The sequence below is a fragment of the Planococcus sp. 1R117A genome, assembly GCF_051417975.1.
GTDB lineage: Bacteria > Bacillota > Bacilli > Bacillales_A > Planococcaceae > Planococcus > Planococcus shenhongbingii.
This window is the reverse complement of record NZ_JBPRLO010000004.1, coordinates 343,337-359,098: the sequence shown is the minus strand read 5'-3', so window position 1 is coordinate 359,098 and position 15,762 is coordinate 343,337. Positions and strand designations below refer to the sequence as shown.

At 44.9% G+C, this 15,762-nt stretch carries 15 protein-coding genes; 5 read left to right on the top strand and 10 right to left on the bottom strand.

From position 1 onward, the window contains the following. Positions 1-71 precede the first annotated feature (71 nt). The 4 genes from ACSFXN_RS14560 to ACSFXN_RS14545 all read right to left on the bottom strand — a co-directional run bounded on the left by ACSFXN_RS14560 (position 72) and on the right by ACSFXN_RS14545 (position 4,331). Complete coding sequence (locus ACSFXN_RS14560) at positions 72-770, bottom strand: alpha/beta hydrolase (RefSeq protein ID WP_437150805.1); 699 nt, start codon at positions 768-770, stop codon at positions 72-74. A 91-nt stretch (positions 771-861) separates the two neighbouring features. Continuing rightward, on the bottom strand, positions 862-2,220 hold the full coding sequence (locus ACSFXN_RS14555; RefSeq protein WP_437150804.1) for a UDP-N-acetylmuramoyl-tripeptide--D-alanyl-D-alanine ligase: 1,359 nt from the start codon (positions 2,218-2,220) through the stop codon (positions 862-864). 13 nt (positions 2,221-2,233) lie between these two features. Beyond that, complete coding sequence (locus tag ACSFXN_RS14550) at positions 2,234-3,304, bottom strand: D-alanine--D-alanine ligase (protein ID WP_437150803.1); 1,071 nt, start codon at positions 3,302-3,304, stop codon at positions 2,234-2,236. A gap of 256 nt (positions 3,305-3,560) precedes the next feature. After that, positions 3,561-4,331, bottom strand: a complete 771-nt coding sequence (locus tag ACSFXN_RS14545; protein ID WP_437150802.1) for a hypothetical protein — start codon at positions 4,329-4,331, stop codon at positions 3,561-3,563. Positions 4,332-4,493: 162 nt separating this feature from the next. Here ACSFXN_RS14545 and ACSFXN_RS14540 point away from each other — a divergent pair, with 162 nt between their 5' ends. Beyond that, positions 4,494-5,681 carry an FtsW/RodA/SpoVE family cell cycle protein gene (locus ACSFXN_RS14540; protein WP_437150801.1) on the top strand — a complete coding sequence of 396 codons (1,188 nt, stop codon included), beginning with the start codon at positions 4,494-4,496 and terminating at the stop codon, positions 5,679-5,681. A 37-nt stretch (positions 5,682-5,718) separates the two neighbouring features. Here the strand turns inward: ACSFXN_RS14540 and ACSFXN_RS14535 are convergent, their stop codons facing one another. From ACSFXN_RS14535 to ACSFXN_RS14525, 3 genes are all read right to left on the bottom strand, one after another. Then, complete coding sequence (locus ACSFXN_RS14535; RefSeq protein WP_300991318.1) at positions 5,719-5,850, bottom strand: Lmo0850 family protein; 132 nt, start codon at positions 5,848-5,850, stop codon at positions 5,719-5,721. A 623-nt stretch (positions 5,851-6,473) separates the two neighbouring features. Next, positions 6,474-6,830 carry an ArsR/SmtB family transcription factor gene (locus ACSFXN_RS14530; protein WP_437150800.1) on the bottom strand — a complete coding sequence of 119 codons (357 nt, stop codon included), beginning with the start codon at positions 6,828-6,830 and terminating at the stop codon, positions 6,474-6,476. Then, positions 6,831-7,265 (bottom strand): SRPBCC family protein, encoded by a 435-nt coding sequence (locus ACSFXN_RS14525; protein ID WP_437150799.1) that lies wholly within the window; start codon positions 7,263-7,265, stop codon positions 6,831-6,833. Positions 7,266-7,475: 210 nt separating this feature from the next. On the opposite strand from ACSFXN_RS14525, the gene ACSFXN_RS14520 reads away from it, so the two are divergent. After that, on the top strand, positions 7,476-8,657 hold the full coding sequence (locus ACSFXN_RS14520; RefSeq protein WP_437150798.1) for an MFS transporter: 1,182 nt from the start codon (positions 7,476-7,478) through the stop codon (positions 8,655-8,657). Between the two features lie 25 nt (positions 8,658-8,682). On the opposite strand, the gene ACSFXN_RS14515 is transcribed toward ACSFXN_RS14520, so the two are convergent. The 3 genes from ACSFXN_RS14515 to ACSFXN_RS14505 all read right to left on the bottom strand — a co-directional run bounded on the left by ACSFXN_RS14515 (position 8,683) and on the right by ACSFXN_RS14505 (position 12,571). Beyond that, the gene (locus tag ACSFXN_RS14515; RefSeq protein WP_437150797.1) at positions 8,683-9,540 is read right to left on the bottom strand and encodes an SDR family oxidoreductase; all 858 of its coding nucleotides are present in this window, start codon (positions 9,538-9,540) and stop codon (positions 8,683-8,685) included. A 361-nt stretch (positions 9,541-9,901) separates the two neighbouring features. Beyond that, complete coding sequence (locus ACSFXN_RS14510) at positions 9,902-11,437, bottom strand: GNAT family N-acetyltransferase (protein WP_437150796.1); 1,536 nt, start codon at positions 11,435-11,437, stop codon at positions 9,902-9,904. 15 nt (positions 11,438-11,452) lie between these two features. Continuing rightward, positions 11,453-12,571 carry an NAD(P)/FAD-dependent oxidoreductase gene (locus tag ACSFXN_RS14505; RefSeq protein WP_437150795.1) on the bottom strand — a complete coding sequence of 373 codons (1,119 nt, stop codon included), beginning with the start codon at positions 12,569-12,571 and terminating at the stop codon, positions 11,453-11,455. Positions 12,572-12,735: 164 nt separating this feature from the next. Between ACSFXN_RS14505 and ACSFXN_RS14500 the strand changes: the two genes are divergently transcribed. The 3 genes from ACSFXN_RS14500 (at position 12,736) to ACSFXN_RS14490 (ending at position 15,694) form a co-directional block, all read left to right on the top strand. Then, positions 12,736-13,590 (top strand): MBL fold metallo-hydrolase, encoded by an 855-nt coding sequence (locus ACSFXN_RS14500; protein WP_437150794.1) that lies wholly within the window; start codon positions 12,736-12,738, stop codon positions 13,588-13,590. Between the two features lie 177 nt (positions 13,591-13,767). Next, positions 13,768-15,030, top strand: coding sequence for a glycosyltransferase (locus ACSFXN_RS14495; protein ID WP_437150793.1), 1,263 nt, complete (start codon positions 13,768-13,770; stop codon positions 15,028-15,030). Beyond that, positions 14,975-15,694, top strand: coding sequence for an HAD-IIB family hydrolase (locus tag ACSFXN_RS14490; RefSeq protein ID WP_437150792.1), 720 nt, complete (start codon positions 14,975-14,977; stop codon positions 15,692-15,694). The genes ACSFXN_RS14495 and ACSFXN_RS14490 overlap by 56 nt, the downstream gene beginning before the upstream one ends. Positions 15,695-15,762: the final 68 nt, after the last annotated feature.

Here is a 15,762-nt window from a genome sequence, read left to right as displayed (position 1 = left end):
CCATTGCTTTCATTAGAATAACATGATTTCCAAGTACTTGCAATCAATACGCAAAGGTTCCAATAATCAGTTTACTCTGCGCCCTTTTTCATAAATCCGAGAACCTTCATAAACCAATCGTCGCAATCATCGCTGTAGCAAATCAAGTGCTTGCCCGAATCGGAATGGATGATGTGTTTCTCGTCAGAACCTACATTGTTATAGATGTGGTCAGCAGAAGAAACCGGAACAATCCCATCTTTTCTTCCTTGAACAATGCAAACAGGCACTTTTATTTGCTGGTAATAAGGTTCAATCATCTTGAGCACTTTCAGAAATTCAGCTGTAGAAAATATAGGCGTGTGCGTCAATTTATATTTATACTGCTGAAAAAACTCATTATCTTTAAGCTTCCTTTTCACTGCATCTGCCATGGTTTCTTTGATTTCTTCCAGAAGCTGCTTAGCGCTGATGTATTTGGCAGCTGCGCTGAGCAGCACCAGCCGGTCCACTTTATAGCGCAATGCTAAGTACATCGCAATCAACCCGCCCATCGAAAACCCGACAATAATGATGCGGTCTGCCTCTTTTTTCAATTCCCGCAATGCCAGTTCCGCTTCCATCATCCAATGCTCTGCCTTCATTCTCCGAAGGCTCAAGGTTTCCCCGTGTCCCGGAAGTGTCGGCACTTTGACGATCCAATCTGTCTGCTTTTCAATAAAGTCGGCAAATGGCTGAACCTCATAAGGCCCGCCTGTAAAGCCGTGAATGCACAAAACTCCTGTCTTCAAGCGGCTTCCCCTGCTTTCATTTTAAAATATAAAGAAACAACAATCAGCAGAGATAAAAATCCTCCATTGATTGTCGTTGAGTTAACGGCTGTTAAAGCTTGATAAAAGGCTCGATGACCCGCTCAAGCGCCATGCCGCGTGATCCTTTAACAAGGATAAGCGACTCTGCTGTAATCTTTTCCTTTAAAAAATTGATGATTGGGGCATATTCTTTTTCACTCCATATCAATTCGCCTTTATAGGAGTCTTTCATTTTTTCGTAGAGCCATTTCATACGCGGACCGAACAAGCAAACACCTGCGATATTATCCGATATGGATGTTTCGAGCGTTTCATGATATTCCCGTTCGTTTTCGCCCAGTTCCAGCATATCGCCCAGAACGAGCCATTTGTCTTCTTTCATCGTCGTTTCACGAAGAAAGTTTAGTGCTGCCTTCGTTGAAGAAGGGGCTGCATTATAAGCATCGTTAATAAATGTAGCGCCGCTTTCCGCATGGACGATTTGCATGCGCATATCGGTTAATGCCGCATCTTTCAGCGACCGGCGGATATCTTCTTCCGTCAAGCCGGCTTCAAGAGCGACCAAAATCGCCGATAAGGTATTTTTCACTTGGTGTTCTCCGAGTACCGGAATCGTGAACGCTGCATCGATAATGCCGCTCACTTGGAAACTGCTGCCATTTTCTGTTGCTTTAATATCCGTAACGGCCAATTCGTTGTTAGTGTCAAAACCGAATGATACCGCCTGCGGAAAATTCTCGACAAAAGGCACAAGCAAAGGCTCGTCGCCATCGTAGAATAATTTGCCATGGCTTTCCAGCCCTGCCGTAATTTCAAATTTCGCTTTGGCAATTCCTTCGCGGGAGCCGAGATCCTGCATATGGGCTTCGCCGATATTGGTGATGATGGCATAATCTGGACGGGCCAGCTCAGATAAAAATTCAATTTCACCAAAGCCGCTCATGCCCATTTCCAGCACTGCAAACTTGGTGTCTTCATCAAGCGATAAAATCGTCAATGGCAGTCCGATTTCATTATTATAATTGCCTTGCGTTTTTTGCACTTTGAAATACGGCTTTAAAACGCTCGCCACTAAATCCTTTGTTGATGTCTTGCCATTTGATCCCGTGATGCCAACCACCAACGTCGACAACTCATTGCGGTATGCTCTCGCCATTTCCTGCAAAGCGGTTTTCGGATCATCAACGATCAACAAAGGCAAATCTTGAGGCGGATCCGGCTCATCCCGCTGCCACAGCGAGGCGGCTGCCCCTGCTTCAAAAGCCTGGCGGACATATTTATGCCCATTGACGTTTTCTCCGCGAAACGGAATAAATAAATCTCCTGGCTTCAGCGTTCTCGTATTGATCGAAACGCCCGTAACTTCAATTCCTTTTAAACTTGTTTTTATATCCAGCCATTTAGCCAGTTGTTCTATAGGTTTTTTCATTAAACTTCTCCACTCAATCTATTTTTACTTGCAGCAATTGCTTTTCTTCATACCGCTCAATCGCCAGAGCAATCAAACGCTCAATCAATTCCGGATACGGCAGCCCTGTATTTTCCCAAAGCAGCGGGAACATGCTGTACGGAGTAAAGCCTGGCAATGTATTCACTTCATTGATCAAAATCTCATTAGAAGCCGTGACAAAAAAATCAGCGCGGACCAGTCCTGAGCAGTCCAGTATTTTAAACGCTTTTTTAGCAGCAGCTACAAGTTCTGCGTATACGTCTTCATCGAGTTCAGCCGGAATAATCATCGCGGTATTGCCGTCTTTGTACTTCGCTTCGTAGTCATAAAATGCTTTCAGCGGTTTGATCTCCCCGGCTACCGAACATTCCGGGATGTCATTCCCCAATACCCCGATTTCGATTTCGCGTGCCGTAACGCCTTGTTCCACCACAATCTTGCGGTCGAATTTCAGCGCCTCTTCAACTGCTGCGACCAATTCCTGTTCATTATCCGCTTTGCTTATGCCAACACTCGAGCCCAAATTCGCAGGTTTCACAAAAACCGGCCACTTCAGCTCGGCTGCTACTTTGTTTACCCAAAAACTTTGGTTTTTCTGCCAATCTTGCCGAATAAAATATACGTAAGGCGTTTGTTTCAATCCCGCAATTTCAAACAGCTGCTTCATCACGACTTTATCCATCCCTGCAGCAGAAGCCAAAACGCCATTGCCGACATAAGGCAAATTCATCACTTCAAGCATTCCCTGGACCGTGCCGTCTTCTCCGTTCGGTCCGTGCAATAACGGAATAATCACTTCAAGGCCTTGTCCAGCTTCTGCAGGAAGGAATCCTGAAATATCATTCGGATTGTCCGTTCCATCCGACAATTGAAGCTGCTCGGTTGTTTCAGTCGGCCCTTCAAGCATCGTACCTTTTTTCCATTCACCTTCTTGCGTGATATAGATTGGATGTATTTCATATTTCTCGAAATTTAATGCTTGTGTAACCGCATGGGCAGTGGAAAGCGATACTTCGTGCTCTGCCGACTTGCCTCCATATAATAAACCAACTCGTTTTTTCATCCCTTAAACCTCCGCTAATGTCCAGTCCCGAAACTTTCGGTGCTTTTCATTTTAATGATTTCGTTTCGCATAATGCTTAGTTTATCACGAACCGGGAAAGACGAAAAATTTTTTCCGGCCAGCGACACAGAAATTTACGCATGCAGCACTGAAATTATGCTGTTGAGCCGCGTATTTCTGCGCTTGGCTAGCAAGATAGCCGCAACATTATTTAATGAAATTTAATGGCAAAAAAAATAACACTCGTTTCCGAGTATTATTTCCATTGCTTCGATTTGCGGTCAAAGATGATTTTTCGGTCAACTTCCTGTTTTGTGTAATCCTGGATGTCCGACCAAAACTCATCAAGGAAAGAAATTTCCTCTACTGAACGAATATGCAGTTCAATGGTGTTCTTCGTTTTTTCCGGGTCAGCCAGCGAAATCAAGGCACCTTCCCGGTAATCATTTTTTAATGAAGACAGAATTTCATAAGGCAATTCCGGAATTAAATCTTTTGACTTCCGCCGCCAAAAGTTTTGTCCATTCGCTTCTTTGCGGATTGCCTGGGTAAAGTAATTGCCCACAAGCTCGTTCAACCGCTCCAAATGCCGGAAGTAAATTTTAGTCGTCTGTTCTTCTTCACTTGATAAGTAGACGAATTCATTTTGCAACGCTGCATAAAACGGCGGCCGTACTGTTTCTTTTTTATGGCCGATGTATAAAAGCTCAGCCTGTTCTTGGGGAGTCAGAGAATTCAATTGTCTTTCACTTTTGAAATCAATCCAGCAAAATTCACTTTTTTTATTTAGAAGCGCTTTCCGAAGCTGCGCAAACTCGTCCTGGCTGACAAATTCCATATAAGTATGCATATTAAACGAGGCATCTTCATACGGATGTTTAAGCAGCAAAAGGTTTTTGGGCATTTTCATGGCGTCCAGAAATTGAGCAAAGGTCAACCCGCTGAAAAGAGCAAACTGATCAGCGTCATTTAAATAGATGTATAAATGCTGTATATAATAATCCGCGTTCAACGGTTTTTTGACCATATCCCCCACTCCAATCTCCTTTTTATATTATACGACCATTCTCATGAAATATGAAACATCCTTGCTCTATTTGCGTCATTACTTTTGGTATAGGCACATTCTATAAGAATACGCTATAATGTAAAACAACTCTCAATACTAAAAAAGTACAGGTGAACGCAAATGCAAACAAACAAGAGCATAACCGATCGCATCGATTGGCCGCTCGCTTTTATATTATTTTTATTTTTCGTGGTCTCTTTAATCGCTATTTCTTCAGCACAGACCTCCGGACAATATTTGACGAATTTCGTGCCACGGCAAGGGCTTTTTTATTTTATTTCGGTCTGCATGATTGCAGTACTTATGTACTTTGATCCAGAACAATATAAAAAAATGTCTTATTATCTATACGGTATTGGAATACTGCTTTTGATGGCTTTGATGATTGCCCCTGAAGGAGTAGGCCAGATTGGCCAGCGGGTCAACGGCGCTAAAGCTTGGTTCCACACACCTTTCGTTAATCTCCAGCCTGCTGAATTTATGAAGACCTTCTATATATTGGCTTTGGCTAAAATGATTTCTTCCCATCATGAGAAACTTCCATTAAAAACGATAAAGACAGATTTATTTCTATTGGGAAAAATCATTTTTTTGCTGCTTATCCCGCTGTTGTTTATCCTTCAACAGCCTGACTTGGGCACAGCATTAGTTTTTATCGCTATTACATTAGCCATTATCGTAGTCGCCGGAATTTCCTGGAAAATCATTTTGCCAAGTTTTGGCGGTGTGACGCTTATTGGCGTTACGCTGCTTTGGATGGCAGTCAATATGCAAGAGTTTCTAACAGATACTTTCGGCATCCAGCCTTATGCATTTGCCCGAATTTATACATGGCTGGATCCGTATGCTTACGCAGACGGAGCAGGCTATAACCTGATTGCCGCCATGAATGCAATCGGATCAGGGGAAGTGTTCGGGAAAGGTTATCAAGGAAGACAAGTGTATGTGCCTGAAAATCATACGGATTTTATCTTCACGGTCATTTCGGAAGATTTTGGATTTGTCGGGGCCAGCGCAGTCATTATTTTATTCTTCATGCTGATTTACCATTTAACTAAGATTACTTTGCAACTGAAAGATACATTCAGCACTTATGTTTGTGCCGGAATCATCGCGATGATTACATTCCATGTCTTCCAAAACATCGGAATGACCATCCAGCTCTTGCCGATTACCGGTATTCCGCTTCCATTCATCAGTTACGGAGGAAGTTCCTTGATCGGAAATATGCTGGCCATCGGAATTGTTTTCAGCATGAAATTCCATCACCGAACTTATATGTTCGGCAACGATAAAGAAGTTGATTAAAAAACTCCGACGCTTGGCGTCGGAGTTTTTGCATCTATTATTGTATTTGCGGTGTTTGGGGCAAAGCCAGTGCTTTTAATAATTCCACACGAGATTTTGTGATATTTGCTTGGATTCCCAGTTTCGATAGATTGGAAACAATTTTGCGAATTTCAACGTCTTTCGCCATCCAGATCACCTCTTTATATTATTCATACTGTTATTGACGTTTTGAACTGGTGCCAGTTTCATCTATAAAGTTAAATAGTTGACTTTTCTGTGTCTATGCATATAATACCATCTTTTGCGAGATTTAAACTTTTCATTTTGATGACAAAGTGAAAAAATTGTAAATTTTTTCAGGATGAAGGAAAAATTAATAAAAGTATTTCTCCGCTTGTTGAGAATGTTTAAATTTGTATTAGTGGCCATTCCTTAACCGATATTCCGCCAACCAGCTGCGCTTGCCGCGGGCGAGCGCCAAGCCGCTTCGTCGCTTACGCTCCTGCAGGGTCTCGGCTGTCTCGCTATCCCGCAGGCGTCTCCGCCGGTTGGCTCCATATCTAGGGGATGGGTACAAACATTAAAGTGCTTTCCGAATCAGCTCCCTATTCCAGAGAATCTCTAAAAGTGACAATAGAGAGCTGAATGCAGCGGAAGGTGGGCGACTCCAGCGGAAATAACATGAGCTGAAGACCCTGGACTGAGCAAAGCGAAGGAAGCGGCTGAAGCCATGTCCGCGGAAAGCGCCCCACCTGGAGCGAAATGAAAAAAGCTGTCGAAAGTTTCTCGACAGCCTGGAAAACGGCCGACTCATTCAGTCGGCCGTTTTCTTATGGTTTTATTTTCTTCCTCATTCTCGACTACGTGCTTGAGAATCGATAGCTTGTTGTGCCAGAATTGGTCAAAATACGACAGCCACTGTTTTAACTCTTCAAAGGACTCCGGCTGCAGGCTATAGATTTTTTCCCTGCCTTCTTTTCGTCCGCTGATCAACTCGGCTTCCGCTAAGATATGAAGGTGTTTCACAATTGCTGTTCGGCTGATAGGAAAATGAGAGCTAATAGCCGAAATAGCCAATTCCCCTCTAGATAATAAGTGAAGCACTTCTCTCCGCGTTGGATCTGCAATCGCTTGAAAGACATCATACTTTTTAGCTGTTAAAGACAATTAAGCTTCAACCACCTTTTCGTTCAATGTTCTAACAATCCCTTCCCAGCCATGATCCATCCGATCACGTATAATAAAGCTTTTCTCGTTTGCTTTTGGAAGAATAGCTTCAGGATGCTTCCATCCTCCGTGGATAAGGGTAAATTCCGTTTTGCCTTCGATTTCCGTTAAAAGAAACGAAACAATCCAACCTTCAGTATCCCATGTAAACGAAAGGCGATTGGGCGGATCAAATTCGGTCACTTTGCAGGGCGATGGACCGAACGGGGATTGGAGATGAAATTCATTTTCTTCTTCAGGCTGAAAATCGTTCGGCATAAACCAGGAAGCGATTCCTTCTGAAGTGGCTACGAAATCCCATACCTTTTGGACAGGGGCATCAATTATGATGACATGTTTAATATCTTCCAGCATTGCTTGATTAATCGGTTCCATGATCATTCTCCTCTAAAATAAAATAGCACCATTTGGTTTCATTTAAAATAATATAACACCTTAAGGTTTCATGTCAATCATACTCCGGAAAACACCAGCACCCTCTTTTATAGAAGACCGTAAAGATTCGTTTCATTTCCTTCATTGTCGTTCTCCTTCAACAGGGGTAAAATGGCACCATAGTCTTTTTAGAAAGCAGGAAATTTCATTATGAAAAAAACCATTCTACTGCTGATGTCAGTTCAATTTTTTGTTTACTTGGGCTTCGGCATTATCATACCGGTATTGCCGGAAGTTATTGTCCAGCAAGGCTATGCAGATATTCATGTTGGCGGACTCATTACCATTTATGCCCTTGCTTCTTTTTTTACAGCACCGCTTTGGGGCCGTTTATCCGATAGTACCGGCCGCAAAAAACTGATTTTAATCGGCTTGGCCGGATTCAGCCTCAGTTTCTTTTTGTTCTCGCTGTTTCTGGATCATCTGATTTTGCTGTATTTATCCCGTATCATCGGCGGCTTGTTTTCCGGCGCCCTATACACAGCAGTGACCGGCTACGTGGCCGATATTACAACATCTGAAGAACGCAATAAATACATGGGTTTGCTCGGCATGTCAATCGGCCTCGGCTTTATTTTCGGCCCGGCAATCGGCGGTTTGCTTGGCGCAATTTCTCTTTCCCTGCCATTTACCGCGTCAGCCGTTCTCGTCTTGCTGCTGATGGTCTATGCCGGCATCGTCTTGAAAGAACCGGAGCGCCATGGTGAAGCGGTCAAACGGAAACTGCTGCCAAAAGGCGCCAGCATGCTTTGGCAATACCGGATCCGTTACTTATTCCTGTTCTCGTTTACCGTCACTTTCCTGCTGGCGGGCTTGGAATCGACGTTCCAGCTATTCCAAATTGACCAGATTGAAATTACACCGCTGCAGCTTGGCTATCTCTTTATGGCAAGCGGTTTTGTGGATGCAGCGATTCAAGGCGGCGTCGTTCGCCGCGTGAAAGACGGATCGGAAACCAAATGGATCATCGGTGCGCAAATCGTTACAGCAGCCGGGCTGTTTTTATTGCCATTTACTTCGAGCCTGATTTTCGCCGGGATTGCCCTCAGCATTTTCACAGCCGGCAACGCCCTTGCCCGGACGGTATTAGTGTCCCTGACTTCAAAAGAGTCTGGTGGAAAGTACGGTACCGCCGCTGGCATGACTTACTCAATGGATAATATGGGCCGCATCATCGGACCGCTGTTTTTCACATGGTTATTGACGCTGCAATCCGGATCGGTTTATTATCTTTCCGGTGCACTGGCTTTGTTCAGCATCGGGTTGATCGTGATTTATAAAAGTTCCGCCAAAACTTTGCGGACCAGTGAAAAAGCAAGCCCCTCTTCGTGAAGCGCTTGCTTTTTTCTTTTTTTCATTAAATAGGCGTACCGCCATTGATGTTCAGAACTTGTCCGGTGACGTAAGACGAATCATCGGATGCTAAGTAAACATAGCCCGGTGCCAGTTCATCCGGCTGGCCGGCGCGGCCGAGCGGCGTATTCTTGCCGAAACTTTCCACTTGTTCCGCCGGGAACGAAGCCGGAATGAGCGGCGTCCAGATCGGACCCGGCGCTACGGCATTGACGCGGATATTTTGTTCCGCAAGGGAACCTGATAGAGCGCGCGTGAATGACAGAATGGCCCCTTTTGTGGAAGAATAGTCGATTAACGTCGGCATGCCTTGGAACGCCGTGATGGAAGTGGTATTGATAATCGAACTTCCCGGCTTTAAATGGTCCAGCGCCGCTTTTGTCAGGTGGAACATGCCGAACACATTTGTGCGGAAAGTCCGTTCCAATTGTTCGGCCGTAATGTCTTTCAACGAATCCTGCAAATGCTGCTCGGCCGCATTGTTGACCAGGATGTCCAGCTTGCCGAATTCATCGATCACCTGCTGCACCGCTCCTTGGCAAAACGCTTCATCGCCAATATCTCCTGCAATCAAGATGCAGCGTCTTCCTTCTTTTTCAATGTACCGTTTTGTTTCTTCTGCATCTTCATGTTCATCAAAATAAGCAATAGCCACGTCTGCCCCTTCTTTTGCAAATGCCACGGCTACTGCACGGCCAATGCCACTGTCCCCTCCGGTAATCAAAGCCGTTTTGCCCGGGAGGCGCTGCGCTTTCCCAGCGAGATTGCCGGTGAATTCAGGTTGCGGCGTCATTTCTGATTCAAAACCCGGCTGGCGTTCCTGTTCCTGCGGCGGCAGGCTTTCCGGTTTATCTTTTTCCATTCTGCTTCATCCTCTCTGATTTATTCATGTCTCTGGGATTTTTCCCTTTGTCTGGCAACCTAAACCTGGAACAGAAATAAAGAAAAACCAACAATCAGCAGATTTTTTCGTTCCTCGCTGATTGTTGGTTCATTATTGAAACAAACTTATTTAATTTTTACCATTTCCCATCATGAATCTATCTCGAACACTAAGGTTCAGTTTCGGATGAGCTTCTTTCCAGAATATCTTCACTGTCCGTGCGACTTATCACTTAAGCATGCTAAAATCCCCAAAGAAAACGTTGAACTGATGCCGGATTTGCCATATAAAAGTTTATCCTCGATGTATCCAAATAGAAAACCCTCCGATTGGCAGGCTTTTATGTAAGATGATACCTGCTATAAGCTTCTTGAAATTTCATGAACATCTGCCAGTCCTGTTCAAAATCAGGCTGGATGCAGGACACTTGAAATAAATTCCGGTCCTTTAAGTAAGTGCTTTTGGCATGCAGTTCATAGCCTGACAGATGGGCATCGAGCGGAAAATGCTCAAATTCCGCTTCTGCTTTAAATGTCAGCAGCACCGGGTAATCTGCCGTTAAATATGGCCAATCCCGTGTGGAGCTTTTCAAAATTTCAAAGCGTCCGCTTAAAAGCGAATATCTTTCGGGATAAGCTTCAAGCGCTTGCTTGAAGCTTTTCAACAAGGGATAGGATAAGGTGAACGGTACCTTATTTTCATACAATCCCAAATCAAGATAAGCAGGAAGTGCAGGATCTGATTCGATTTCATGATGGGAAAAAACGACGGCAATCCCAGTCATCGTACCAATCGCTTTTCCGCTTACCGCTGTCGCCAGCCACACCTTTTTCAAAGAAAAAGAGACGGCTCCGAAACTGCTGACAGCATCAACGCATAGTTTCACTTTGTAGATTTCGCATAAATCGGCGACCGCATCCAAATCATTCAGCATGCCAGTAGAGGTCTCCCCATGGACCATCAACATCCAGCCATATTCTCCATGTTCCAATTCATCGCTAAGTTTCTCCATTGAAAAAGATTGGCCCCATTCTGCTTCCAGGACTTCAAAATCCAGCTGCCATCTTGCAGCCTGCCCTTTCAGCCTGTTGCCAAATTCACCGTTCACCAGAATCAGGCCTTTTGCTGGTTCCTTTTTCAACTGGGCGATCATGGCTTCATTCGCCAATGTGCCGCTGCCAACTAATAAATGCGGCAAAGACTCTCCCAGTTTCACAAGCCGGTCCTTTACATCTTCATAAAGGGCTTGGAATGTCGATGATCTGTGTGAGACGGATTCTTCTGTAAAAGGGGCAGCCAGTTCTTTAGTAAGATGTACTGGCCCTGGGTGAAATAATTTCCTTTTGGTCTGCAGCCGTGAAGCAACGGATTGTCCATACTGTTTACGCGTAGTCACCATCGGTATAAATACAGCTTCTCCTTGTCCGACCGGTTCCGCAAAAGCGCGGAATCCAATCTGTTCATAGAGCTTTAATTGGCGCGTGGTTCCGGAAATAACAGCAGCTCCGTAGCCTCGCTCATAGCAATAATCGGACAATGCACGGGCAAGCAGGAAAAATACACGTCCGTTGCGATGGGCTTTCCGGACAGCCATTAACCGGATTTCGCACATCTTTTCAACGTCCGGAAGGAAGTTTTCCACTGGACCGATTTTCTTGTCCAGCGAAAAAGGCCGCTCCTCTCGAAGGGCAATCATTCCGACAATGGCAGTATCCGCCAAAACAATCAAATACGTATTCTGTTCATGGAATGGGTCTACTCGTGTACCGGAAGGATCCGTCTCATGCTGTGGGATTTCTTCCACAAACGTTTCGTAATTCAATTTAGCAATTTCATCAAACTCGAATTGTGTCCGAGCGATTTTGCACCAATACACGAGCTTCTCCCCTTCCTACTTTTCCCGAAACACTTCGTCTATCTTATAAAGACTCAAATCAATGTCAATAGGTTGCCCCATCGCCAGCTTTGCTAATTCTCTTCCCAAATACGGCCCTGCCGTCAATCCTGAAGAACCAAGGCCGTTTGCCATAAATATATTCGGATGTCCCGGAACTTGTCCGATTACCGGCAAAGCACTTTGTGTGGATGGTCTGAATCCTGTTCCTGCTCCAGTAACTTCGGCAGCTGCCAGCCCTGGGATGGCGTCCAAAGTCTTATCAAGAATATGGTGGATTCCGCCTGCCGTCAGCTTCGTATCAAATCCAGCATCGTTCTCATGCGTTGCCCCTGCCATAATTCGCCCTCCTGAAAAAGGAACGACATACAAACCAAATGGCACCATGGCGACCGGCCAATCGATGATCGAATCACTTTCTACATGCATGTGGAGAATCTGGGCTTTTTGAGGAACGATGTCAAGTGCCAGGCCCAAGGGCTCAAATAATTCAGCAGCCCAAGCACCTCCAGCTGAAACGATGCTGTCAGCAAAAAATTCTTTTGTTTCCGTCTGGACACCGACAACTTTTTCTTCTTCTACGATGAACCGGGCGTTGCCGCTGACTTTTTTCGCTCCCAGCTTCAAGGCTGCCCGGATCAAAGCATCTCTTACTGCATGTCCTTCCACGCGTGCTGCGCCGCTGACAAAAAGCGATCCATATTCATCGGAGGCATAAGGAAATAATTCTTTGGTCTGCACAGGAGAAAGCCGGCAGATTTCGCCCATTTCCGGGGCGTCTTCCCGGCGTTCATACGCTTTTTCTTCCATTTTATCGAGCTTGCTTTCCTCGTGGATGCTGACGATCCCGACTTGTTTATAGCCTGTATCTTTTTCCCCGAGCTGCTCCAATTCGGAAATTAAATCCGGATAGTAAGCCGCTCCGCTTTTAGCCAGTCCATACCATGCTTTATTTCTGCGCTGTGAAATCCAGGGACAGACAATGCCGGCTGCCACACCGGTCGCTTGTCCGACATCCTCCCGGTCGATCAATGTAACATCCGCTCCGGATTTTGCTGCGTGATAAGCAACAGAAGCACCTAAAATGCCCGAGCCGATAATAATTATTGAATTCATGCATAACACCCAGTTCCTATATTTTTGTACCTTCATTTTACTGGAGATAAAGCCTTTACTCAAATATAGCCCCTCTTAAAGCACCCGGGCAGTGATTGGAAATTTAGTTTTGGGGTAAAGCAGTATATAGAAATGATATGAGGAAACCCGAAGGAGGAATCTGTATGGAGAGAAGTTCTTCAACTGAAAAAGTATTACCGGTAACTTCAATCAAAGATGGATCAGGCATTGAAGTCGTTCCAGGCGTTTACTGCTACACGATCCAAATAGCCAATGTCTTTTTTATCGGCAACCCCGCTATCAGCAGCGAATGGGTTCTGGTCGACGCCGGAATGCCAGGCTCAGCACACCGGATTTTAAAAGAAGCGGAAAATCGTTTTGGCCCTGATCATAAGCTGAAAGCCATTATTTTAACGCACGGGCATTTTGATCATGTCGGCGGCCTAATCGACATTTTAGAAACACATAAAGTTCCCGTCTATGCACATCCTCTCGAATTTTCTTATTTAAAAGGAATTACGGATTATCCGGAACCCGATTATAAAGTAGATGGCGGAACAGTGGCTAAGATGTCTTGGGAGTTCCCGCATCAAGCAATCGATATTTCAGCGCATCTCCACCAACTGCCGACAGATGGCACAGTTCCACATATGCCGGGCTGGAAATGGATCCACACTCCCGGACATACAGAAGGCCATGTATCTCTTTTCCGCGAATATGGGCGAGTGCTGCTTGCTGGCGACGCATTTGTCACCGTCAAACAGGATTCACTTTATAAAGTGCTGACACAAAAGAAAGAAGTCCATGGTCCCCCCGTTTATCTGACGCCAGACTGGCGTGCAGCATGGGAGTCTGTTGTTAAACTTGTTGAATTGCGGCCATCCATCGCTGCAACCGGACACGGAAAACCAATGCGAGGTGCTGCTTTGGCTAAAGGTTTAGTGAACTTGGCGAATAATTTCCAGGAAGTCGCTGTCCCTAAATACGGAAAGTTTGTAGACCAGCCGAAAGCTCAATAAACGCTCTCCCCTGAAAGCGTTGCTATCAGGGGATTTTTTATGGTCTAGCCTCTATTCCTAACTCCCTTCAAAAATAATCACAAATTAAATGTTTCAATAATTCTGGCTAAGGGTATACAAATAGTCCAGTCTCGTTTTTTTTAGACACTGTAATATACTGGAATGGAGATGAGCACGATGATGAAAAAAGCGCTATTTATCTCTGACCACGGAGATCCACTGGCCAAACTAGGCGGGAAACAAGCCGGCGGCCAAAATAATTACGTTAAACAATTAGCTCTTGCCCTTGAAAAAAAAGGTTGGCAAATAGATGTTGTCACACATTGGTGCGATGCTTCAGCCCCAAGAATTGAAAAGTTCGGAACTGCTTGCCGTGTTATTCGCATAGAAGCAGGACACAAAGGATTTGTATCAAAAGATGAAATGTTTGCGATGCTTCCTTCATTCTACGCAGAATTGAAAAGCACCCTTTCCCTTTCTTCATATGACATGGTCCATACGCATTATTGGCTATCCGGATTGATCGGAAAAAGGCTAAAAGAAGAATTCGGTCTGCCATTTGTCCATACTTCACATTCTTTAGGATGGGCAAAAGCAAAAGCGACAGGCATCCGCGATGCACGCCGTGCAAAAGCGGAAAAAGCGATTTTAAAAGCCGCTGACCAAATATTAGCTACAACCAACAACGAAAAACAGTTGATCCAGGAAAATGTCGATTCACCTTCTCCTATAAAAGTGATCCCCATTGGGGTTGACCAAGCATTCAAAGTGCGTGGAATCCGTACTCACCTAAGAAAAAAATCCGGTTATGACGCCCCCCTCTTTGTTTTCGCCGGCAGACTTGAAGAAACGAAAGGCATCTTCACTTTATTGGAAGCTTTTCAATTGCTTGTGCAAAAAGGAAATACCGGCTTTGTTCCACGTCTCTTGATTGCCGGAGGGGAAGAAGATGCAATTGATCCTGCGACTCGTCTGCCATATGACGAAAAATTGCGTGCGGCGGTCAAAGGAATTGAAGAGCATGTAGAGTTTTTAGGGCCGCAGTCACAAGCGCAGCTTGCCTTGCTGTTCAATATCTCTACCGCAACGATCGTACCAAGTTATTACGAATCGTTCGGCATGGTAGCGGCTGAAGCACAAGCTTGTGGAAGTCCGGTTATCGCTTCTGATGTAGGCGGATTAAAAAATGTTGTACAGGACGGAATTACTGGGCTATTGGTTGAGACGAAAAACGAAATAGACCTTGCCATCGCAATGGAAGTCCTATCAATGAACACGTTACTGGTAGAACGCCTTAGCCGTCAGGCAGTGCGTATTGCCAACCGCGATTTTGACTGGAGTTCTATTTCAAATCGTGTCAAATCAATGTATGAGGTGATTATGAATGAAGGAAGCAAAACATATATTAGCAACCGACCTGGACGGGACGCTGGTTGGTGATCCAGAAAGTTTGCAGCAATTACTGAAGTTCTATGACGAACAAGTTTACGATGTTTCTTTGATTTATATTACCGGCCGTTACTGCGATTCTGCTTTATCACTCATTGAAACTGAGAACCTGCCGATTCCTGATATTTTAGTTACGGATGTCGGCACCAGCATCTATATTGGCGAAAAGTTCGAGAAAGACCTTGAATGGGAAAAGCGGATGAAAGAAAATTGGATGCCAGACGAAATCGATGCACTCGCTTCATCCATCCCCGGTTTGACGAAACAGCCAATGATTTTGGAAAACCGCTGCTCTTATTATGTGTCAGAAATTCAGCCCGTGGAGGAATTCAAACGTAAATTGGCTGTTTCCGCTATTCCTCATAAGCTTATCTTTAGCGGAGGCAAAGATGTCGACATTGTCCCTAAAGGCAGTGGCAAAGGCCAAGCTCTTCAATATATTTTGAAAAAATACAATATCAAAGACCCCAACCTGCTTGTAGCCGGAGATTCCGGAAACGATTTGGAAATGCTGACGCTCGGATTTCCTTCCGTGATCGTGGGCAATGCCCAGCCTGAACTCCTGGAAAGCGAGGCACATCCAATGATTTTCCGTGCTAAAAAAGGATTTGCCGGCGGCATTCACGAAGCATGGGCCCATTTCCATTCCAAATAACCTTCTCCAGCCATCCGACAGTGGCTGAAGAAGGTTATTTTTATACATAACAATTTTGCCGATTCAAG